23 protein-coding genes are annotated in these 22,256 nt (G+C 52.0%); 7 read left to right on the forward strand and 16 right to left on the reverse strand.

Going from position 1 to position 22,256, the window contains the following annotated elements; translation table 11 throughout:
• Window positions 1-31: 31 nt before the first annotated feature.
• Window positions 32-2,224: a type I secretion system permease/ATPase gene (locus FDX11_RS07645; RefSeq protein ID WP_249360716.1), complete on the forward strand. Its 2,193-nt coding sequence runs from the start codon at window positions 32-34 to the stop codon at window positions 2,222-2,224.
• Window positions 2,211-3,584 (forward strand): HlyD family type I secretion periplasmic adaptor subunit, encoded by a 1,374-nt coding sequence (locus FDX11_RS07650; protein ID WP_137397712.1) that lies wholly within the window; start codon window positions 2,211-2,213, stop codon window positions 3,582-3,584. Before FDX11_RS07645 ends, FDX11_RS07650 begins: the two co-directional genes overlap by 14 nt.
• Before the next feature lie 41 nt (window positions 3,585-3,625).
• Here the strand turns inward: FDX11_RS07650 and FDX11_RS07655 are convergent, their stop codons facing one another.
• Window positions 3,626-4,231, reverse strand: coding sequence for a helix-turn-helix domain-containing protein (locus tag FDX11_RS07655; RefSeq protein ID WP_042310657.1), 606 nt, complete (start codon window positions 4,229-4,231; stop codon window positions 3,626-3,628).
• A gap of 443 nt (window positions 4,232-4,674) precedes the next feature.
• Between FDX11_RS07655 and FDX11_RS07660 the strand changes: the two genes are divergently transcribed.
• From FDX11_RS07660 to FDX11_RS07675, 4 genes are all read left to right on the forward strand, one after another.
• Window positions 4,675-5,460 (forward strand): winged helix-turn-helix domain-containing protein, encoded by a 786-nt coding sequence (locus FDX11_RS07660; protein ID WP_137397713.1) that lies wholly within the window; start codon window positions 4,675-4,677, stop codon window positions 5,458-5,460.
• Window positions 5,460-5,972, forward strand: a complete 513-nt coding sequence (locus FDX11_RS07665) for a hypothetical protein (RefSeq protein WP_042310661.1) — start codon at window positions 5,460-5,462, stop codon at window positions 5,970-5,972. The genes FDX11_RS07660 and FDX11_RS07665 overlap by 1 nt, the downstream gene beginning before the upstream one ends.
• Before the next feature lie 241 nt (window positions 5,973-6,213).
• Window positions 6,214-8,775, forward strand: coding sequence for a DNA mismatch repair protein MutS (gene mutS, locus FDX11_RS07670; RefSeq protein WP_137397714.1), 2,562 nt, complete (start codon window positions 6,214-6,216; stop codon window positions 8,773-8,775).
• A gap of 113 nt (window positions 8,776-8,888) precedes the next feature.
• Window positions 8,889-9,743 (forward strand): tetratricopeptide repeat protein, encoded by an 855-nt coding sequence (locus tag FDX11_RS07675; RefSeq protein ID WP_042310665.1) that lies wholly within the window; start codon window positions 8,889-8,891, stop codon window positions 9,741-9,743.
• A 126-nt stretch (window positions 9,744-9,869) separates the two neighbouring features.
• Here the strand turns inward: FDX11_RS07675 and FDX11_RS07680 are convergent, their stop codons facing one another.
• From FDX11_RS07680 to FDX11_RS07695, 4 genes are read right to left on the reverse strand one after another with little or no spacing between them, the layout of a single operon-like run.
• A complete protein-coding gene (locus FDX11_RS07680) occupies window positions 9,870-10,496 on the reverse strand; it encodes a hypothetical protein (protein WP_042310668.1) in 627 nt (208 codons plus the stop codon).
• A gap of 6 nt (window positions 10,497-10,502) precedes the next feature.
• Window positions 10,503-10,739 carry a non-oxidative hydroxyarylic acid decarboxylases subunit D gene (locus FDX11_RS07685; protein WP_038633131.1) on the reverse strand — a complete coding sequence of 79 codons (237 nt, stop codon included), beginning with the start codon at window positions 10,737-10,739 and terminating at the stop codon, window positions 10,503-10,505.
• Window positions 10,740-10,749: 10 nt separating this feature from the next.
• On the reverse strand, window positions 10,750-12,177 hold the full coding sequence (locus FDX11_RS07690) for a non-oxidative hydroxyarylic acid decarboxylases subunit C (RefSeq protein WP_137397768.1): 1,428 nt from the start codon (window positions 12,175-12,177) through the stop codon (window positions 10,750-10,752).
• Window positions 12,177-12,770, reverse strand: a complete 594-nt coding sequence (locus FDX11_RS07695) for a non-oxidative hydroxyarylic acid decarboxylases subunit B (protein ID WP_061382350.1) — start codon at window positions 12,768-12,770, stop codon at window positions 12,177-12,179. Before FDX11_RS07695 ends, FDX11_RS07690 begins: the two co-directional genes overlap by 1 nt.
• 158 nt (window positions 12,771-12,928) lie before the next feature.
• Between FDX11_RS07695 and FDX11_RS07700 the strand changes: the two genes are divergently transcribed.
• Window positions 12,929-13,333, forward strand: a complete 405-nt coding sequence (locus tag FDX11_RS07700) for a MarR family winged helix-turn-helix transcriptional regulator (RefSeq protein WP_061382351.1) — start codon at window positions 12,929-12,931, stop codon at window positions 13,331-13,333.
• 74 nt (window positions 13,334-13,407) lie between these two features.
• Here the strand turns inward: FDX11_RS07700 and rpoS are convergent, their stop codons facing one another.
• The 11 genes from rpoS to cysN all read right to left on the reverse strand — a co-directional run bounded on the left by rpoS (window position 13,408) and on the right by cysN (window position 22,252).
• Window positions 13,408-14,397 (reverse strand): RNA polymerase sigma factor RpoS, encoded by a 990-nt coding sequence (rpoS, locus tag FDX11_RS07705; RefSeq protein ID WP_137397715.1) that lies wholly within the window; start codon window positions 14,395-14,397, stop codon window positions 13,408-13,410.
• Window positions 14,398-14,459: 62 nt separating this feature from the next.
• Window positions 14,460-15,542, reverse strand: a complete 1,083-nt coding sequence (nlpD, locus tag FDX11_RS07710) for a murein hydrolase activator NlpD (RefSeq protein ID WP_227255159.1) — start codon at window positions 15,540-15,542, stop codon at window positions 14,460-14,462.
• Between the two features lie 164 nt (window positions 15,543-15,706).
• Window positions 15,707-16,333, reverse strand: a complete 627-nt coding sequence (locus FDX11_RS07715) for a protein-L-isoaspartate O-methyltransferase (RefSeq protein WP_042310675.1) — start codon at window positions 16,331-16,333, stop codon at window positions 15,707-15,709.
• On the reverse strand, window positions 16,327-17,088 hold the full coding sequence (gene surE, locus FDX11_RS07720) for a 5'/3'-nucleotidase SurE (protein ID WP_061382353.1): 762 nt from the start codon (window positions 17,086-17,088) through the stop codon (window positions 16,327-16,329). The genes FDX11_RS07715 and surE overlap by 7 nt, the downstream gene beginning before the upstream one ends.
• The gene (gene truD, locus FDX11_RS07725; protein WP_042310679.1) at window positions 17,069-18,118 is read right to left on the reverse strand and encodes a tRNA pseudouridine(13) synthase TruD; all 1,050 of its coding nucleotides are present in this window, start codon (window positions 18,116-18,118) and stop codon (window positions 17,069-17,071) included. Before truD ends, surE begins: the two co-directional genes overlap by 20 nt.
• A complete protein-coding gene (gene ispF, locus FDX11_RS07730; RefSeq protein ID WP_042310680.1) occupies window positions 18,115-18,594 on the reverse strand; it encodes a 2-C-methyl-D-erythritol 2,4-cyclodiphosphate synthase in 480 nt (159 codons plus the stop codon). Before ispF ends, truD begins: the two co-directional genes overlap by 4 nt.
• Window positions 18,594-19,304 (reverse strand): 2-C-methyl-D-erythritol 4-phosphate cytidylyltransferase, encoded by a 711-nt coding sequence (gene ispD, locus FDX11_RS07735; RefSeq protein WP_061382355.1) that lies wholly within the window; start codon window positions 19,302-19,304, stop codon window positions 18,594-18,596. Before ispD ends, ispF begins: the two co-directional genes overlap by 1 nt.
• Before the next feature lie 18 nt (window positions 19,305-19,322).
• On the reverse strand, window positions 19,323-19,634 hold the full coding sequence (gene ftsB, locus FDX11_RS07740) for a cell division protein FtsB (protein WP_003034163.1): 312 nt from the start codon (window positions 19,632-19,634) through the stop codon (window positions 19,323-19,325).
• A gap of 214 nt (window positions 19,635-19,848) precedes the next feature.
• Window positions 19,849-20,172, reverse strand: coding sequence for a DUF3561 family protein (locus FDX11_RS07745; RefSeq protein ID WP_042310684.1), 324 nt, complete (start codon window positions 20,170-20,172; stop codon window positions 19,849-19,851).
• A 47-nt stretch (window positions 20,173-20,219) separates the two neighbouring features.
• Window positions 20,220-20,825 (reverse strand): adenylyl-sulfate kinase, encoded by a 606-nt coding sequence (gene cysC, locus FDX11_RS07750; protein WP_042310685.1) that lies wholly within the window; start codon window positions 20,823-20,825, stop codon window positions 20,220-20,222.
• Window positions 20,825-22,252, reverse strand: coding sequence for a sulfate adenylyltransferase subunit CysN (gene cysN / locus FDX11_RS07755; protein WP_061382356.1), 1,428 nt, complete (start codon window positions 22,250-22,252; stop codon window positions 20,825-20,827). The genes cysC and cysN overlap by 1 nt, the downstream gene beginning before the upstream one ends.
• Between the last annotated feature and the right edge of the window lie 4 nt (window positions 22,253-22,256).

Genomic DNA, 22,256 nt, shown 5'->3' on the forward strand with positions numbered 1-22,256 from the left:
TCAACGTGCACGGTCAGTAATGGTTGCGAAAATGAGTGCACAAGCTGAATTATTAAATGAAGTATCCGGGAATTATGCCTGCCCTAATTCTCAACATCACGATCCCCGCAGTTATAATGACGATCCGCTATTAGATAGCTTACTCATTCTGTGTGCGTTACACGGTAAACCGGCGAGTCGTTCAACATTAAGCAGTGGGCTGCCATTAGAAAACGATCGGCTCACGCTGAATATATTTCCACGCGCGGCGGCAAGGGCCGGTTTAAAGGCGCGGGTTGTCACGCGCGCACTCGATAAAATTCCGGTCATGTCTCTGCCTGCGGTCCTGTTACTGCGTTCTGGCGGAACCGGAGTATTACTGGCATGGAACGATGACGGCAGCGCCCGGTTTATGCCCAGCGAAAGCGAAGGTGGGGAAATTCGGATCGACAGCGTCACGCTTGAGCAGAATTATGCCGGGAAGGTCATTTTCGCCCACCCCCGTCACGAATTCGATTTGCAGGCGGAAGCTTTTCTGCCACGTACCAAATCCTGGTTTAAAGACACGCTGAAGCTGTCACGTTTCCTGTATATGGATGCGGTGCTGGCTAGCCTGCTGATCAACCTGATTGCGCTCGGCACACCGCTCTTCACCATGAACGTCTATGACCGGGTTGTGCCTAACCAGGCAACGGTCACGCTGTGGGTGTTGGCAGTCGGTATCTGCCTGGCTTTTGTTTTTGATCTGATATTGAAAATGCTGCGCGGTATCTGCCTTGATATTGCGGGGAAAAAAAGCGATCTCATCATCTCTTCAACGCTGTTTGAGCGCATTATCGGCATGGAGATGAAAGAACGTCCGGCGCGAGTGGGCAGCTTTGCGCAGAATATTCACGAGTTTCAGTCACTGCGCGATTTCCTCTCATCACTTACGCTGACGACGATTATCGATCTGCCCTTCACCCTGCTGCTGCTGATCGTCATCGGGATTATTGGCGGTGCGCTGGCCTGGATCCCGATCCTGACGCTGCCGATTGCTTTGTTGTGCAGTTGGGCGTTACAAAAACCGGTCAACGCGGCAGTCACTAAAACCATGAGTCTCGCCAGCGAACGCCAGGCATTGCTGATTGAAACCCTGAGCAGTCTGGATGCCATCAAAGTGAATAATGCCCAGAGCGAGCGCCAGTATCAGTGGGAACAAACGCTGGGCAGCCTGAGTCGCCTGGAGTTACGGGTGAAAACGTTGTCCAGCCTGGCGAGCAACCTGACCGGCTGGTTCCAGCAAATCTCCGGGGTGGTGATGATTATCGTCGGGGTGTACATGATTATCGGCGGCAAACTGAGTATGGGGGGACTTATCGCCTGCTACATGCTCAACGGCCGGGCATTAATGCCGCTGGGTCAGTTAACCGGCCTTATCGCCCGCTATCAACAGGCGAAGCTCACCATCAAAAATACCGAGAAAATGATGTCGCTGGCGCAGGAGCGTCGCGCGGATGAAAATCCGCTCAAACGTGAGCAGCTACAGGGCAGCATAGAATTTCGCGATGTCGATTTCAGCTACCCGGAACAACAGAACTTGTCGCTGCAAAAAATTAATCTGACCATTCAGCCTGGGGAACGAATCGGCATCATCGGACGCAGTGGTTCCGGTAAAAGTTCGCTCAGCAAACTGCTGGTCAATCTGTACCAACCCAGCGCCGGTAATATTCTGATCGACGGTATCGATTCTCGTCAGTTGGATGTGAACGATCTGCGCCACAGCATCGGCTACGTGCCGCAGGATATCCAGTTGTTCAATGGCACGCTACGCGACAATTTGCTGTGCGGGGCGCGTTATATCGATGACGAAACCATGCTGCGGGCAGCAGAACTGGCGGGCGTCAACGATTTTGCGCGCTTGCATCCTGACGGCTATAACCTGCAGGTTGGCGAGCGCGGCTCCCGACTTTCCGGCGGACAGCGGCAGGCGGTAGCACTTGCACGCGCGCTTTTGCTGGATCCGCCTCTTCTGTTACTGGATGAACCCACCAGCTCGATGGACAACACCAGCGAGGAGAAGATCAAACACGCGTTGGTCCCCTGCATCGCGGGCAAAACGTTATTACTGGTTACGCACCGCGCTTCCATGCTGTCGCTGGTTGACCGCCTGATTATTGTCGATAAAGGACGCATCATCGCGGATGGCCCGAAAGCGGTGGTGATGGATGCGTTGAAAAAGGGGCAAATTAATGCATCTCGCTGATTTCCTGGCTCGTGCCCGCCGTGCTATGCAGCACTACTTTCATGGCCGTGATGAAAATCAAACTGACAGTATCAATGAAGTCAGCCAGGCCATTATTGATGACTCCCCGAGAGTGATTCGACTGACGCTGTGGACGATCCTCGCGCTGGTGGTGTTGTCTTTCGTGTGGGCTGGCTTTGCGAAAATCGATGAAGTCACCCGCGGGGAAGGTAAAGCGATCCCTTCATCCAAACTGCAAAAAATCCAGAACCTGGAAGGTGGGATCGTCACCGAGCTGTATGTTCATGAAGGGCAAATCGTTAACGCCGGAACACCATTACTGCACCTGGATGACACGCGCTTTGCCTCTAACGTCGGCGAAACAGAAGCGGATAAACTCGGCTTGCGTGCAAAGGTTGAACGTCTGACGGCGGAGGTTGAAAACCAGGACTTTGTTATTTCGCCAGAGATTGCCAGCAAAGCGCCGGATGTCGCACGGGGAGAAACCGAACTGTACAACAGCCGCCGGGAGCAGTTTCATAACGAAATATCCGGGCTGGAAGAACAACTGGTGCAGAAAAAACAGGAGCTGCGCGATTTTGAATCTAAGCAAGATCAGTTCAAGCACAGCCTTGGGCTAATACGCCAGGAAATCAAAATGTCCGAGCCGCTGCTCGCCTCGGGCGCCATTTCAAAAGTTGAACTACTGCGTCTGCGTCGTACCGAAGTGGAAACAGCCGGGCAGCTCAATTCTATTAGCCTGTCGCTGCCCAAGGCCGCATCAGAAATTAACGAAATTGAGAATAAAATCGGTGAAAGCCGTGGCCGTTTCCAGAGCGATGCGCTGGCGCAACTCAACGAGGCGCGCACGAACCTGAGCAAGGCACAGGCCAGCGTTAAAGCGCTGGAAGACCGGGTGAACCGGACGATGGTCACCTCACCGGTGAGGGGTATCGTTCAGCAGGTGATGGTGAATACTATCGGCGGCGTCATACAGCCTGGCAGCGATCTGGTAGAAATCGTTCCGCTGGATGACAAGCTGTTAATCGAAGCCAAAATACAGCCGCGCGATATTGCCTTTCTTCATCCGGGCCAGCACGCGATGGTGAAATTTACGGCCTACGATTACACCATCTATGGCGGTCTGCAAGGCGAAGTGGTGCAGATAAGTCCGGACACCGTCACCGATAAACAGGGGCGAAGCTTTTATATTGTTCGCCTGCAAACGGACAAAAACTACCTGGGAACGAAAGAACATCCGATGCTGGTAATCCCCGGCATGGTAGCGAGCGTCGATATTCTCACTGGCAAGAAAACGATTCTCAGCTATCTGTTAAAACCGATTATTCGCGCTCGCGCGGAGGCACTCAGAGAACGTTAATCGCCTGCGCTCCCTTTCATCATGTCAGGGAGCGCATAAATTTATAACGGAGTACAGAAGGAAAGTTTTCCCCGGTTTAATGTGATTTTCCCGTCATTAACCAGTTCCTGTAAAACCTTGTGGATGGCGCTGCGGGAGATATGATTACGGGTCAAAATAAAGGTATATACGGACGTTTTCTCACGCACCTCAGGTTCCATCGACCAAATATATTTTACGTGTTCAATAATCTGCTCACGAATGGTGCGATGGGACTGCAACGCTTCACGCTGAAAATAGCGTTGCAGGTGATGCGTTAAGATATCAAACGCCTGCTTCCATAAGTTTTTAGCGGTAAACATATGATCTGCATTCTGCACGCTCATCGCCCACATTTCGCAATCGGTATCGCAACGTAAATAGTGCCCGGCAACTTCAGTACGCATTTGCGGCAAACCGAGTATGGCCGGAGCAGAAATACTCACGGTGACTAAGTCATTTTCCACACGATAAACAGAGACGGTCCCTTTCTCCAGAAACAAGATATTTCCATCAACCTTCAGATCAATACGCTGGCGTTTTTTGCGTAACGACAGCCAGGCATTCTCTGACTTCTTCATTTCATCACCCACAAGTACTACAGCATTTTCAATTTCTTTCTGGAACATGGGACTCTCTACCGCAAATTATGGCTTTATCAAAATTCACTTAACATCAAAATAAATGTCAGCCTTCAAGCAGGCTGACATTTATCCTTTCTCTACATCTACCACCGGCATTCCCTGGTGCCGTGACGCGTTCAGACACATGATGTTTTCGCGTGGTGGCGTCAGGCAGTATATTGCGCTGTCCATAAAGAATTAATGGCAATCATCTTTGCGGTCACTCTTTCATCTTTCTCTTCTTTGCAGCATAGCCAAAAAGACACAACCAATTGATTTATATTCACTTTATTTTAATTAAAAAGTTATCATTGTTAGTATATTATGATACTAATTTGAAACACTTCGCGATCTTCGTTGTAGGATCGGGTCCATGCTGGTAGCTATTATGGGCTAAGTGGTATCATGACTTACCAACCGCCTGGCGCACCATTAAGAGTAGAGACACTATGTCTGAGACTGGCAATGTCAGTTATCTGATTGAAAATAGAATCATATTTACGCCAGACACACAATCTCTGGCGCGAGTAGCTCAACCCAATCAGCAGATAAAACTCAAACACTCAGCCTCATTATGTCTTTTATTACTTATTCAGCATCGCGGTCAGGTGGTTTCACAAAATGAACTACTGGAGTTCGGCTGGGGTAAAAATCATCGTCAGGTTAGTTTCAATGCCTTTTATCAAAGCATTCTCTCCCTACGTAAAAGTTTGCAGCAGCTGGATCTGGAACAACCACTGATCACAACAATCCCTCGTAAGGGGCTGATTATTCAGGAGTCGTTTGACATTCAGGCGATTGAGACGCCAGAGAGTATCTCTTCTTCAGGTGAAGAGTCCGTAGCCCCGGATACCGTTACAGAGGAACTGCTGCCTGGGACACCGCGTCAATCTTTGTTCACCACCGCAGAAATAATCATGGCGACGCTGACGCTTATAATTTGCGCGCTGATATTATACCCATGGCAGGCCAGCGATGATTATTTTTCCGACTATATCAAGGACAGCAAAACGCCAACTGACTGTCAGTATTATTTCAATAACGATGCCAGTAATTTCTCCCGGCATACGGCGTTTGTCGACAAAAATCCAGAGCTGTGTCAGAGCAATAAATTCATCTATATTACGACCTACCCTGAGTCAAAGAAATTGTCAGTGCTTTTATGTCGCTCACCGATGAAAACCAGGCAAGAAAACGCCTGTCAGTCGGTTTATTACCCCCGGTATGATAGCTAATGAATTTATATCCGCGAACATCCCGCATCCAGACAGGTGTTATCCTGCTGATCTGTTTTGCTGCGCTCATGGTTACTGCCGTCTATCGGTTCAATAAAAACACAGGTGAACTTCATAATCTGACCTGTCGTTCAGCCATCGAAATAGTACGTAATACAAGCTCATTTCGTGGGATTATTGATATTAAAATCGGCGGGAGTAAAGGCATTGTGAATGTTGATGGCATCATCAAAGATGCCAGAAATAATGAGCAAACCGTGCAACGCATGGTCCTGTTTACACAATCCAGCTACGGCTCAAGTCCGGTCTGGATTTCACAGAAAATACAAATATCCAATCGCGAAACAGCCCCCGCCAGCCTTATTCAGGAACTGCTCCCCGACTTTTTCCTGACCAATACCAGCGTATCCAACGTCGATTATTTTGCGCTAAATAGCAAGACGTATCTGATTACCAAAGAGGGGATCCCTTACCTGTACTGCCAGAATTATGCGTTGCCGCAAAATGAATAATAAGTAAGCGTTCTGGCGGCCAAACCTACGGGGGAATGTCCGTGGATGAATTTATCGCTCCCCCCTCCCCAGAATACATTGTCATCGTCTGATTTGCCCCGGAGCGGAACCTGGATCGAGAAGTCATCCTTCCCCGCTTTCCCTGAAAAGCATATCTCCGTTATCATGTGTCTCTTATGTGATAACAACGAAAACAAGAATATCGCAACCCATTGAAAATCAGGGAACTGGACACAACTCCATGAGTACAATCGATAATCTCGACGCCCACACCCCCATGATGCAGCAGTATCTCAAGCTGAAGGCTCAGCACCCGGAAATACTGCTGTTTTACCGCATGGGCGACTTTTACGAACTGTTTTATGACGATGCGAAACGCGCGTCTCAGCTGCTTGATATCTCCCTGACTAAGCGCGGCGCATCCGCAGGCGAGCCCATCCCAATGGCGGGTATTCCCCACCATGCGGTAGAAAACTACCTCGCCAAGCTGGTCAATCAGGGGGAATCCGTCGCTATTTGCGAACAGATTGGCGATCCAGCCACCAGCAAAGGTCCAGTTGAGCGTAAAGTGGTACGTATTGTCACGCCTGGCACCATCAGTGATGAGGCGCTGTTACAGGAGCGCCAGGACAACCTGCTGGCTGCCGTCTGGCAAGACAGTAAAGGCTACGGTTATGCCACGCTGGACATCAGCTCCGGGCGTTTTCGCGTTAGCGAGCCTGCCGACCGCGAGACCATGGCCGCCGAACTGCAGCGTACTAACCCGGCTGAACTGCTGTATGCCGAAGATTTCGCAGAAACCTCACTGATTGAAGGACGTCGCGGCCTGCGCCGTCGTCCGCTGTGGGAATTTGAAATTGATACTGCCCGTCAGCAATTAAACCTGCAGTTTGGCACACGAGACCTGATTGGCTTTGGTGTTGAGAACGCCCCACGCGGGTTATGCGCTGCCGGCTGTCTGCTGCAATATGTAAAAGATACCCAGCGCACCTCGTTGCCGCATATTCGCTCCATCACTATGGAGCGTCAACAGGACAGCATCATTATGGATGCCGCCACGCGCCGCAATCTGGAGATCACCCAGAACCTGGCGGGCGGCGTTGAAAACACATTAGCTTCGGTACTTGACTGCACCGTAACACCTATGGGCAGCCGTATGCTCAAGCGCTGGCTGCATATGCCGGTCCGCGACACCAAAATCCTCACCGAGCGCCAACAGACCATCGGCGCGCTACAGGACACCACCAGCGAATTGCAACCCGTGCTGCGTCAGGTGGGCGATCTGGAACGCATTCTGGCGCGTCTCGCTCTGCGTACCGCGCGCCCGCGCGATCTGGCCCGCATGCGCCACGCTTTCCAGCAACTCCCAGAACTACGCGCGCAACTGGAAAACGTAGACAGCGCCCCGGTGCAGATGCTGCGTGAGAAAATGGGGGAGTTTGCGGAGCTGCGTGAACTGCTGGAACGCGCCGTCGTGGAAGCTCCACCGGTGCTGGTACGCGACGGCGGCGTCATCGCGTCTGGCTATAACGAAGAGCTGGACGAGTGGCGAGCGCTGGCCGATGGCGCAACCGACTACCTCGACAGACTGGAGATCCGCGAGCGCGAACGCACGGGGCTCGATACGCTGAAAGTCGGATTCAACGCCGTTCACGGATACTACATTCAGATCAGTCGTGGACAGAGCCATCTGGCGCCAATTAATTACGTGCGTCGCCAGACGTTGAAAAACGCAGAACGCTACATTATTCCAGAGCTGAAAGAGTATGAAGATAAAGTTCTGACTTCCAAAGGTAAGGCGCTGGCACTGGAAAAACAGCTATACGACGAGCTGTTCGATATGCTGCTGCCGCATCTGGCTGATTTACAACAGAGCGCCAGCGCACTGGCGGAGCTGGACGTCCTGGTCAACCTGGCAGAACGTGCTTATACGTTGAATTACACCTGTCCGACCTTTACCGATAAACCTGGTATTCGTATTACCGAGGGGCGTCATCCGGTGGTGGAGCAGGTACTGACAGAGCCGTTTATCGCCAACCCGCTCAACCTATCCCCACAGCGCCGGATGCTGATCATTACCGGACCGAACATGGGGGGTAAAAGTACCTATATGCGCCAGACCGCGTTGATTGCGCTACTGGCTTATATCGGCAGCTATGTTCCGGCACAAAAAGTCGAGATAGGGCCTATCGACCGTATCTTTACTCGCGTAGGTGCGGCGGATGATCTGGCATCCGGTCGTTCCACCTTCATGGTTGAGATGACCGAAACCGCCAATATTCTGCATAATGCTACCGAGAACAGCCTGGTGCTGATGGATGAGATTGGACGCGGCACTTCAACCTACGACGGCCTGTCGCTGGCATGGGCGTGTGCAGAAAACCTGGCTAATAAAATCAAAGCATTAACATTGTTCGCGACCCACTACTTCGAACTGACTCAGTTACCGGAGAAGATGGAAGGCGTCGCGAATGTACATCTGGACGCGTTAGAGCATGGCGATACCATCGCCTTTATGCACAGCGTACAGGATGGTGCGGCGAGCAAAAGCTATGGCCTGGCGGTAGCAGCCCTGGCTGGTGTGCCGAAAGAGGTGATCAAACGCGCGCGGCAAAAACTGCGTGAACTTGAAAGCATCGCGCCGAATGTGGCCGCAACCCAGGTCGATGGAACGCAGATGTCGCTGCTGTCGGTTGCGGAAGAAACGTCACCCGCCGTTGAAGCGCTGGAAAACCTCGATCCGGATTCACTCACGCCTCGCCAGGCGCTGGAGTGGATCTATCGGTTGAAGAGTCTGGTGTAAAAATTATATCCCAGTAGGCAATTTTTGCCTGCTGGGATATCGCATTCTATTTTTTATTTAATACAGGAGAGTATAATAAATTCAGTCCACCACCGTAATTATTCAAGGAATTTATGAAAAGGATATTTTTATTTATAACATTAATTTTTCAACTTTCAATTACCTGCTATGCAAAATCGTCTCCTTCGCTTGATGATCTTATTCAAGCGGAAGAGCGCTATTCCCAAACCAAACAGGAAAACCTAAAAAATATTATCGAAAAAGCACAAAGTGGTGATACCAAATCGCAGCTTATGCTAGGTATTGCATACAAAGAGGGTATCAACGGAATTATTAATCGCGACAAAGCATTTTATTGGTTTAATCTGGCCGCCGAACAGAACAACAGTGATGCACAATTTTATTTGGGCACGTTATACCATAATGGCGACAATGAAACACCACCGGATTATGGCAAAGCCATAAGTTGGTATGAAAAGGCCGCAAATCAAGGCCAACTTCAGGCTCAGGTTAACTGCGCTAACATCTATCAGTTTGGCCCCGAAGCGTTTCGCAATATTGATAAAGCAACGTTCTGGCTAACAAAAGCAGCAGAACAAAACGATCCCATCGCCCATGCTAACCTGGGAATTATTGCTGCCGATAATAAGAATTTTAAACTGGCGGCATATCATCTTAAGTTTGCCGCTGAGAAAGGTTACCGTATAGGTCAATATAATTATGGTACGCTTTTCTTATCAGATGATCGCTTCAAAAAAGATCTCCCTCAGGCAAAAATTTGGCTTGAAAAAGCAGCTCAGCAAAATCTTCCGGAAGCCCAGATTTCATTAGGTAGGTTCTATGCCTGGGGATTCGATGAAAAGGGTATTGATAAAGAAAAAGCGATGTTCTGGTTAAATAAAGCAAAAGATGCAAATGCCATAACTGAAAAGGAAATCGACGATATTCTTGCTAAAAAAAACAATTGATATCCCCCTGATAGCATGATGCTATTGGGGAAACATATACTATTTCGTCAGTAAGTAATAATTCTGAACAATCTCACCGGAAACTTCCGCTGGGAAAGATATCTGAATACTGTCAGGTTCACCTCCTCAGCGTTGCGCCATCGGCGTACAACTCTGGAGAATGACGCCAGAAATAGAATCTTTGCTATATTGCCTTACCGCATAGCTTGGCGGTTCATTGACGGTAATATCTGTATAATCAGCGTACGTAACGCGTTGTTCCCGGAAAAGTTCACGCACAGTATTTGCCATTTCAGGATTTCCAGGAAAATCGACCCGCAGGGTTGAAAGATCGAGCTCAGTACGTATTTTTCGCTGCTCTTCTTGAATGTTTCCTTCTACCGAAACAGACACATACATATAGGGTTTTGCTGCATTAACGAGTAAATAGGTTATCTCGCTATTATAATAGAGATGATTAAATTTCCGACCAGTTACCGTCATTACAGACATAATCTGGATCGGAATTGTGCCATCGCCACTCTTAACGTCCATGTGGGCCTGACATTTAATAACGGAGCCGACGGACTCGCTATTATAGATTTGCATAATTTGTTCATGTGATGCGCTTTGCGCGCCAGAACTTATTCCCAGCAAAAATAATAAAACGACCCGCCGGTAGAATGACATATTTTTGATGATGTCCTTGCTGTCATGTTGCAAAAAAGAATTTAAGCAATTATAGGCCGGGTAAGGCGAAGCCGTACCCGGCATTTTTGATTAGCGCTTATCTTCCGCCAGCAGCGGCGGGATACTCGGCACCATTGGCGCGTCGTCGATATCTTTCTGCGTCATGCGAAACGCTTGCGGGTAATGCTCGCGGCTGGTACGGCGCAACGGCTCGGTATTGCGCCAGGTGTACAGACAGTGCTGACACTGATATACGGTCCAGACACCTTTGACCGGCGAGTTCGCCATCACTTCAATATGTTCATCGGCACAACGTGGACAAATCATCTGCTACTCCTTATTTACGGTTGGCCAGCATGGCAGTCAGCTTTTCAGCCCAGGCTTTTGTTTCCGGTAAATCGCATACCGGTTGGCTGTAATGACCTCGATTATCCGGTGCAACCGGTGTCGTGGCATCGATGATGAGCTTGTCAGTAATCCCCGCCGGACTGGAACCCGGATCAAGTTCCAGCACCGACATATTCGGCAGTTGCACCAGATCGCCCGCCGGATTGACCTTCGAAGAGAGCGCCCACATCACCTGCGGCAGGTTGAACGGGTCAACGTCTTCATCAACCATAATCACCATCTTCACGTAACCCAGGCCGTGCGGCGTGGTCATAGCACGCAGCCCCACCGCGCGGGCAAAGCCGCCGTAGCGTTTTTTGGTGGAAATAATCGCCAGCAGTCCGTGGGTGTACATGGCGTTCACCGCCTGCACTTCCGGGAATTCGGCTTTCAATTGTTGATAAAGCGGTACGCAGGTCGCCGGGCCCATCAGGTAGTCGATTTCGGTCCACGGCATACCGAGATAGAGTGATTCAAAAATCGGTTTGCTGCGATAAGAGACTTTATCGATACGCACCACGGTCATATTGCGTCCACCGGAATAGTGGCCGGTGAACTCGCCGAACGGACCTTCGATTTCGCGTTTACGGCTTTCAATGACCCCTTCGAGGATCACTTCAGATCCCCACGGCACGTCAAAACCGGTCAGCGGCGCGGTAGCGATCGGATACGGACTTTCACGCAGCGCCCCCGCCATCTCGTATTCAGACTGATCGTATTTCAGCGGCGTGGCCCCCATCAAAGTGATGATGGGATCATTACCCAACGTGATGGCAATCGACAGATCTTCACCGCGCTCTTCCGCTTTATGCAGGTGCAACGCGATATCATGCATCGGCACCGGTTGCAGGCCAAGCTTGCGTTTGCCCTTCACTTCCATACGGTAGATGCCGACGTTCTGCTTGCCGAAGTTGTCCCGATCCAGCGGATCGCGCGACACCACGCAGGCTTTATCCAGGTAGAAACCGCCGTCGCCATCGTTCAGGCGAAACAGCGGCAGAATGTCGAAAAGATTAATGTCTTCGCCGTCGACGGTATTTTCAGCCCATGCCGGGTTCGCACGGCGTTCCGGGGCAACCGGAAATTTATCCCAGCGACGGATAAACTCATCAATCTGTTTTTTCACCGGGGTATTTGGCGGCAGTCCCAAAGAGATGGCGTGATTCTGCCATGAACCGATGGTGTTCATCGCCACGCGGGCATCGGTAAAACCGCGAATATTGTCAAACCACAGCGCAGGCGCGCCATCACCAATACGTCCGGTCGCGTTGGCCGCCGCCGCCAGATCCGGCTCGGCGTTAACTTCCTCACTGATTTTCAGCAATTGTCCCTGGTCGTCCAGCGCCTGCAAAAAGCTGCGCAAATCATCAAATGCCATCATTCGTTCTCCTGTGCAAAATTCTGCGCCTGTCGTAATCCCTGCCAACGACGGGCGTTAGGATGTTCAAGCCCAAACTGATCGAGCACGCGCGCGACAATGTGCTGCGTGATGTCATCAACGGTTTGCGGATGGTTGTAAAACGCGGGCATTGGCGGGACCATCGTCACGCCCATGCGAGAAAGCGCGAGCATGTTTTCCAGATGAATAGTGCTGAGCGGCATTTCACGCGGAACCAGCACCAGTTTGCGCCCTTCTTTCAGCACTACATCAGCGGCGCGCCCCACCAGCCCTTCCGCGTAACCTGCGCGAATACCGGCCAGCGTTTTCATGCTGCAGGGGATAATGATCATGCCGTCAGTACGAAACGATCCGGAGGAGATGGTCGCGGCCTGGTCCGCGGGGTTGTGGCAATAGTCTGCCAGTGCGGATACATCGCGGACGCTGTACGGCGTTTCCAGCTCAATGGTCGTTTTGGCCCATTTCGACAACACCAGATGGGTTTCCACTTCCGACATTTCCCGCAGCGCCTGCAGTAGCGACACACCGAGCGGCGCGCCGGTAGCCCCCGTCATTCCTACGATCAGTCTCATTCAACCCCTCAATTTGTTCGTGTACGAACATTTTGATTAAAATACTCCCACAATTCATTGTGGGCAAGGCCACCGCGCACGGATCGCTAAAACAGCAATGATTAAAAAAGGAGGGGTAACCCGTTATGATAGAGACTGACAGCAATCCCGGAGCTCTCATGCCGTTACGAAATAAAGCATTTCATCTTTTACGTCAGCTTTTTCAGCAGCATACGGCTCGCTGGCAACATGAGTTACCAGAGCTAACCAAACCGCAGTACGCGGTGATGCGCGCCATTGCCGAACAGCCCGGCATTGAACAGGTCGCCCTGATGGAGGCAGCGGTCTGCACCAAAGCCACACTTGCGGAAATGCTGAGCCGGATGGAAAAGCGTGGGCTGGTCAGGCGGGATCACGACCCGGCGGATAAGCGTCGACGGTTTGTTTATTTGACTGCGCAAGGAGAAGCATTATTGGTTAGCGCAACCCCGCTGGGAGATCGCGTGGATGATGAGTTTCTGGGCAGACTTAGCGAGGAAGAACGCGAACAGTTCACTCGTCTGGTGCGCAAAATGATGGAATGACCCGCCTGGCAATATTCTACACAAAGAAAAAGGCCAGTCTCGATGAGACCGGCCTTTCTTGATGGAACTTGTGCTTACTCGCGGAATAACGCTTCGATATTCAGCCCCTGAGTCTGCAGAATTTCACGCAGACGACGCAGACCTTCAACCTGAATCTGACGAACACGTTCACGTGTGAGACCAATTTCGCGACCCACATCTTCCAGTGTTGCAGCTTCATACCCCAGCAGACCGAAACGACGTGCCAGCACTTCACGCTGTTTGGCGTTCAGTTCGAACAACCATTTGACGATACTCTGTTTCATATCATCGTCTTGCGTGGTGTCTTCCGGACCGTTTTCTTTTTCATCGGCCAGGATGTCCAGCAACGCTTTTTCGGAATCGCCACCCAGCGGGGTGTCTACCGAGGTAATGCGCTCGTTGAGTCGGAGCATACGGCTGACGTCATCAACCGGTTTCAGTTGTTCAGCAATCTCTTCTGCGCTCGGTTCGTGGTCCAGTTTATGCGACAACTCACGCGCGGTACGCAGATAGACGTTCAGCTCTTTTACAATGTGAATCGGCAGTCGGATCGTACGGGTTTGGTTCATAATCGCCCGTTCGATCGTCTGACGTATCCACCACGTTGCGTATGTTGAAAAGCGGAACCCGCGTTCCGGGTCAAACTTCTCGACTGCACGGATAAGTCCCAGATTGCCCTCTTCAATCAGATCCAGCAATGCCAGACCACGATTGCCATAACGGCGGGCAATTTTCACCACCAGACGCAGGTTACTTTCAATCATGCGGCGGCGAGAGGCGACATCTCCACGCAGTGCGCGACGCGCAAAATAAACTTCTTCTTCGGCTGTTAACAGTGGTGAATAACCAATCTCACCAAGGTAAAGCTGAGTCGCGTCCAACACACGCTGTGTGGCCCCCTGCGATAACAGCTCTTCTTCAGCCAGGTCGTTATCACTGGGTTCCTCTTCACTCAAGGCTTTCTCATCAAAAGCCTCTACTCCGTTCTCATCAAATTCCGCATCTTCATTTAAATCATGAACTTTCAGCGTATTCTGACTCATAAAGGTGGCTCCTACCCGTGATCCCTAACGGAACTAGCAAGTGAAAGCCTGGTTCCGCCGAATTATCGCTGCGGCAAGTAACGCAGCGGGTTTACGGATTTCCCCTTGTAACGAATTTCAAAATGCAAGCGTGTTGAACTGGTTCCGGTACTACCCATGGTAGCTATTTTCTGCCCCGCCTTGATTTCTTGTTGTTCCCGGACCAGCATTGTATCGTTATGGGCGTAGGCGCTCAGGTAATCATCGTTATGTTTGATGATAATAAGGTTACCGTAACCACGCAGCGCGTTACCGGCATAGACGACGCGTCCATCTGCGGTCGCGACAATAGCCTGTCCTTTGCTGCCTGCAATGTCGATCCCTTTATTGCCACCTTCGGTAGCCGCAAAGTTTTCGATCACTTTGCCGTCAGTTGGCCAGCGCCAGGTAGAGATTGGCGCGCTGGTCGACGTTGAGCTTGCAGTTGTTTCGGTTGTGCTAACTGCTGGAGCCGTTACTGGCGCTGTGACAACTGTCCCAGCAGGCTTGTTGTTCGGCAACATTTTGTTAGCACTTTGTTCACCTGAATCCTCAGAATACGTAATTGTTGGTTTCGAAGCAACAGCAACGGTGGAATTTTGTGCAGGGTTGGTCACAACTCCTTGCTGTGCTGCATCCGCCTGGGTGATGGCATTCCCACCGGTAATCGGTGTACCCGAGGCGTTGCCCACTTGCAGAGTTTGGCCGACATTCAGGCTATACGGGGCCGGAACGTTATTGCGCTGTGCGAGGTCACGGAAATCGTTCCCGGTAATCCAGGCGATATAGAAAAGCGTGTCGCCTTTCTTGACAGTATAGGTGCTGCCGCCCGTGTAGCTACCTTTCGGAATATTCCCATACTTACGGTTGTACACGATACGACCGTTTTCCATCTGTACAGGCTGTTCTGCAACAGGTTGAATTTGCGTTGGTTGCGTAGTCGGACTCTGCACCGGTTGGATCTGTGGCGTCTGTTGTACTGTCGACGTCGAGCCCATTTTTGGCGGAGGCGTAATCAGCATGCCGGAACTGGTGTTCGTGGATGCACCGCCGTCAACCGAGCTGACCGGCGCTGGTGGATTCGAGGTGTTTGAACAACCTGCCAGCCATAATGAAACCAGTGACAATGCCGCAATACGGCGAATGGTAAATTTGTGGCTTCCCGCGCTCATTTATCCCCCAGGAAAATTTGGTTAAAACCCGTAACGTAATCACCGTGTAAAAGCATCGACACGATACGCTGACTAATTCCAGAATATCCAGGAAAACTCCAGGTATTCAGAGCCAGTGTCTACGCAAGCTCCCCTTTAACTAAGGGAACAAAACGTACTGCCTCCACGGTATCAATAATAAATTCGCCTCCCCGACGACGCACCCGCTTCAGGAACTGGTGCTCATCGCCCACGGGTAAGACGAGAATGCCGCCTTCATCCAACTGCATCATCAGTGCAGTTGGGATCTCAGGCGGCGCTGCCGTTACAATGATAGCGTCAAACGGTGCCCGCGCTTGCCAGCCCAGCCATCCATCACCGTGACGGGTAGAAACATTGTGTAAATCAAGCTGTTTCAGGCGACGACGCGCCTGCCATTGCAGGCCTTTAATGCGCTCAACGGAGCATACATGATGCACCAGATGCGCCAGAATCGCCGTCTGGTAGCCTGAGCCCGTGCCAATTTCCAGCACCCGCGATTGCGGCGTTAACTCAAGCAGCTCAGTCATACGTGCAACCATATAAGGCTGCGAAATCGTCTGCCCCTGACCAATCGGCAAGGCAATATTGTCCCAGGCCTTATGTTCAAACGCCTCATCAATGAATTTCTCACGCGGCACGGCAGCGAGAGCATCGAGGACTTGCTCATCTCTGATGCCCTGGGCACGTAATTGTTCAAGAAGAGTATGTACGCGTCTGCTTACCATTGCGTGTCGACTCCCACGCTGTCCAACCAACTCGAAACCACCTCATGCGCACCGTAGGCGGTTAAATCGACATGCAGCGGCGTGATGGAAACATAGCCTTCATCGACGGCGGCAAAATCTGTATCTGGCCCGGCGTCGCATTTTTCCCCCGGCGGCCCAATCCAGTACAACGTATTCCCGCGTGGATCCTGCTGTGGGATAACCTGATCCGCCGGATGGCGACTGCCGCAGCGGGTGACGCGAATACCTTTAATCTGATCCAGCGGTATATCCGGAACGTTGATATTCAAAATACGCCCTGTGCGCAGCGGTTCACGACTCAGCGCCCGTAATATACGACAGGTTACTGCCGCGGCAGTATCGTAGTGCTTATGGCCATCAAGCGAGACAGCCAGCGCAGGGAACCCAAGGTGACGACCTTCCATTGCCGCCGCAACGGTACCGGAATAGATGACATCATCCCCGAGATTAGGACCTGCGTTAATACCAGAAACGACAATGTCCGGACGCGGACGCATTAATGCGTTCACGCCCAGATAGACGCAGTCGGTGGGCGTACCCATTTGTACGGCGATATCGCCGTTATCATAGGTAAACGTGCGAAGTGAAGATTCCAGCGTCAGCGAGTTAGACGCGCCACTGCGGTTACGATCCGGGGCAACCACCTGTACGTCAGCAAACTCACGCAGCGCTTTCGCCAGCGTTTGTATACCGGGTGCATGGACCCCATCATCGTTACTCAGCAATATACGCATAATCACCCATTGTGTTAATAAGTTCCCTTACTACACTGGTGGCGAAGCTACCTGCCGGTAGCCAGAAGCGTAACTCAACGGTTACGTCATCCCACCAGTTCCAGCTTAATTGTTGTGGATACAGCAACATAGCGCGTCGCGATGCCTCGACTTTCTCGCGCAATAACAGGGACTGCAGCACGGTTTCATCCGCAACAGCGCCTTCTTCAAACGCCAGCGCGTCGCGCTGAGTTCCCCACTCACCGCTACCCGGTAATGCCGCTGTAATCATCAATTCTTTATCATCGACGCGACGCTGTAATTCAGTCTGTTCTTCCTGCGTGGCGACAAACCAGCTTCCGCGTCCCGATAATTGTAGCGCATCGCCGTCAACAACTTGATTAAAGTCTGTTTTTTTCAAGCGTTCACTGACGATCTGATTAAACAACGCGCTACGGGCCGCCGACAACCAAAAACTGCGTTTATTGCGATCGCGCACCGGCGCATCACTTTGCGCCCAGCGCAGTGCCCCTTGCAGATTGCTGCCGCCGATCCCAAAACGTTGAGCGCCAAAATAGTTCGGTACGCCGCGCTCGCTAATCGCCTGTAAACGCGCTTCTACGTCATTTCGCTCGCTCACTTCACGTAGCACAAGCGTAAATTCGTTGCCTTTCAGCGCCCCTAAACGCAGCTTACGCTTGTGGCGCGCGTACTCCAGCACTTTACAGCCTTCGAGCTCAAATTTGCTTAAATCAGGCATTACATTGCCCGGCACGCGCGCGCATAGCCACTGTTCCGTGACCGCATGCTTATCTTTTTGCCCGGCAAAGCTCACTTCACGGGCATGAATTTTCAGGAACTTCGCCAGCGCGTCAGCGACAAAACGGGTATTACAGCCGTTTTTCAGGATACGCACCAAAATGTGCTCGCCTTCGCCATCCGGTTCGAAACCTAAATCTTCGACGACGACAAAGTCTTCCGGATTCGCTTTCAGGACACCATGGCCCAGTGGTTTACCATGAAGATATGTCAGATTTTCAAACGCAGTCATTTCGTTGCCTTAATGAGTAACGCCACCGCTTCACAGGCAATCCCTTCCCCACGCCCGGTGAAACCGAGTTTTTCCGTGGTGGTCGCTTTCACGTTAACATCATCCATATGGCAGCCGAGATCTTCGGCAATAAATACACGCATTTGCGGAATGTGCGGCAGCATCTTCGGTGCCTGAGCAATAATCGTCACATCCACATTACCAAGCGTATAGCCTTTAGCCTGAATACGCCGCCAGGCTTCACGCAATAATTCGCGGCTATCTGCACCTTTAAAGGACGGGTCGGTATCCGGGAAGAGTTTACCGATGTCACCCAGCGCCGCCGCGCCCAGCAAGGCATCGGTTAGCGCATGTAACGCCACATCACCATCAGAATGCGCCAGCAGTCCTTTTTCATACGGGATGCGCACGCCACCAATGATAATTGGGCCAACGCCGCCAAAAGCGTGTACGTCAAAACCGTGTCCGATTCGCATTATGCATTCTCCTGATGAATTGTTCGGGACAGATAAAATTCCGCCAGCGCCAGGTCTTCCGGGCGGGTGACTTTGATGTTGTCAGCGCGTCCTTCGACCAGTTGCGGATGAAAGCCGCAATATTCCAGCGCCGAGGCTTCGTCCGTAATGGTTGCGCCTTCGTTGAGCGCACGGGTCAGGCAGTCGTGCAACAGTTCGCGAGGGAAAAACTGCGGCGTTAACGCATGCCATAAGTCGGTGCGATCGACCGTATGGGCAATGTCTGTGCGGCCCGGCTCAGCGCGTTTCATCGTATCGCGTACGGGTGCGGCCAGGATCCCGCCAGTGCGGCTGGTTTCACTGATTGCCAGCAAACGCGCTAGATCATCCTGATGCAGACACGGCCGCGCGGCGTCATGCACCAGTACCCAACGGGCATCTCCTGCGGCTTGCAAACCGGCAAGGACAGAATCGGCACGTTCATTGCCGCCATCCACAACGGTAATTTGCGGATGCGCGGCAAGTGGAAGTTGGGCAAAGCGGCTGTCGCCTGGGCTGATAGCGATGACGACTCGTGTCACCCGGGGATGGGCCAGTAGCGCATCAACCGAGTGTTCAAGAATGGTTTTATTGCCAATTGAGAGGTACTGCTTAGGACACTCTGTTTGCATTCGGCGGCCAAATCCGGCAGCCGGCACCACGGCGCAAACGTCCAATAAAGTGGCTGCCATGTTAGATCCCTGGACGGTTTATCGATTATTTTGCCCTGCAGTCTGGGCGCGTTTAGACGCGTCAGGCACCAGACGATAAAAGGTTTCGCCCGGCTTAGTCATGCTGAGTTCGTTGCGCGCGCGCTCCTCAATAGCCTCTTGTCCGCCATTGAGATCGTCAATTTCGGCAAACAGCTGATCGTTACGCGCTTTAAGTTTCGCGTTTGTAGCCTGCTGCGCAGCAACATCATCGTTGACGCGACTATAGTCATGTATGCCGTTCTTACCGAACCACAGCGAATACTGTAGCCAGACTAATAAAGCCAGCAACAGCAGCGTAAGTTTACCCATCCTGCCCCCTGAAAAACGGCATTAACATCCCATAACTTCCGTAGACGACTTTACATCAACGGACGGGAATGCCGCGACAACGCGGGCAAATGTACCACATTTGCCCGTTGTTACGTATACCCCGTGTAAGGAGAACATAATCTCATTGTTGGTTACGGTTTGAATTATGACCAGACAGTGAACGACATCGGCGATCGTTTAAAACGCACTTAGCCTAGCCCAAAAGCCAAAAGAATAGGGCGCTAAACATTCCACCCACCACCAGCAGGGTGCTGGTAATGCTCAGCAGCAGCTTTCCCTTTAATAGCGAGTGCAGGGCAATACCCGCCACAATCGCCACGGGCAGCAACGCGAGGAAGAAAGGCCAGGTATAAAGGAAGAAAAACAGTGTGTTAGGGCCATACATCAGACATGGGAACCCCAGCGCCAGCAGCCACGCTACAAAACCGACCACGGCCCCTGGTAGGGACCAGGTGGTTTCGTCGGCGGCGGCGAAGGTCTCTGACTCTGTGATAGTAATGTTATGGCTGTTACGCATATCTAATCCTGTGACCGTGACTGACCGGGCATGCAAGCTCGGGTGTCTCAGGATCTGATAATATCTTCCTGCCTCAGCAGGTCTAATAATTGGGGAACCAAATTTGTTACCAATTGTTCACCATCAAGATGAATCTCTGGCGATTCAGGCGCTTCGTATACCGAATCAATTCCGGTGAAATTGCGCAACTCCCCCGACCGGGCTTTTTTATACAGCCCTTTTGGATCGCGCGCTTCGCACGTTGCTAATGGCGTATCGACAAAAACCTCAATAAAACGCCCTGCGCCAAGGCGCTCGCGGACCATTTTTCGCTCGGCGCGATGGGGAGAGATAAACGCGGTCAACACCACCAGACCGGCATCCACCATCAGGTTCGCCACTTCGCCAACGCGCCGGATATTCTCCTTACGGTCAGCATCGCTAAACCCCAGATCGCTACACAGGCCGTGACGCACGTTATCGCCATCCAGCAGATAAGTGCTGACGCCCAGCTTGTGCAGCGCTTCTTCCAGCGCGCCCGCTACCGTAGATTTACCGGAGCCAGACAGTCCGGTAAACCACAGCACAACACCACGGTGACCGTGGCGTTGCTCCCGCTGTTGCGGTGTAACAGGATGGGCATGCCAGACGACGTTTTCGTCATGCAGCGCCATTATTTGCCTCCCAGCAGATCGCGCGCACCCCAGTGTGGGAAGTGGCGACGCACCAGCGCATTCAGCTCCAGTTCAAACGCGCTGAACTGAGAAGCGGCGGCCTGCTCCTGAATGATAGGCTCGCGCACCAGCCCCGCGCCAACGGTGACGTTAGTCAGGCGGTCAATGATAATTAGCCCACCCGTAACCGGGTTCTGCTGATAGGTATCCAACACCAGCGGTTCATCAAACGTCAGATTAACCAGACCAATGCCGTTCAGCGGTAACGCGTCGACCTCACGCTGGGTCAGGTTATTAATATCGACCTGATACTGCACGGTATCCACGCGTGCACGGGTCTTCTTGCCGGCAACTTTGATGTCGTAGCTCTGCCCCGGCGACAGCGGCTGTTCCGCCATCCACACCACATCAACGGCAGCGCTTTGTACCGCTGGCAACGCTTCACCAGCATCCAGCAGCAGATCGCCCCGGCTGATATCAATCTCATCTTTCAGCACCAGGGTGATCGCTTCACCTGCATGCGCTTGCTGTAAATCACCATCAAAGGTAACGATCCGCGCCACGCTCGACTCAACGCCGGACGGTAACACCTTGACGCGTTGCCCTACCTGCACGCTACCGGAGGCCAACGTTCCGGCATAACCACGAAAATCCAGATTTGGTCGGTTCACATACTGCACCGGGAAACGCATCGGCTGGGTATCGACAATGCGCTGGATCTCAACGGTTTCCAGCACTTCGAGCAGTGTCGGGCCGCTGTACCATGGCATGCTGACGCTTTGCGAAGCCACATTATCGCCTTCCAGCGCAGAGAGCGGCACAAAGCGGATATCCAGGTTGCCCGGCAGTTGTTCAGCAAACGTGAGATAGTCTTCGCGGATGCGGTTAAATATCTCTTCGCTAAAGCTCACCAGATCCATTTTGTTGATGGCTACCACCAGGTGCTTGATCCCAAGCAGCGTGGAGATAAAGCTGTGACGACGGGTCTGATCCAGCACGCCTTTACGCGCATCGATCAACAGGATCGCCAGGTCGCAGGTCGACGCACCGGTCGCCATATTGCGGGTGTACTGTTCGTGACCGGGGGTATCCGCAATAATAAATTTGCGCTTCTCGGTGGAGAAATAACGATAAGCCACGTCGATGGTGATGCCCTGCTCACGCTCGGCCTGCAAGCCGTCAACCAATAGCGCCAGATCGAGTTTTTCGCCCTGGGTGCCGTGGCGTTTACTGTCGTTATGCAGCGATGAGAGCTGATCTTCATAGATCTGCCGGGTATCGTGCAGCAGACGGCCAATCAGGGTACTTTTGCCGTCATCCACGCTACCGCAGGTTAAAAAACGCAGCAGGCTTTTGTGTTGCTGGGCAACCATCCAGGCTTCAACGCCGCCTTCATTAGCAATTTGTTGTGCAAGTGTCGTATTCATGGCG

The organism is Citrobacter sp. wls714 (assembly GCF_005281025.1).
Lineage (GTDB): Bacteria > Pseudomonadota > Gammaproteobacteria > Enterobacterales > Enterobacteriaceae > Citrobacter > Citrobacter werkmanii.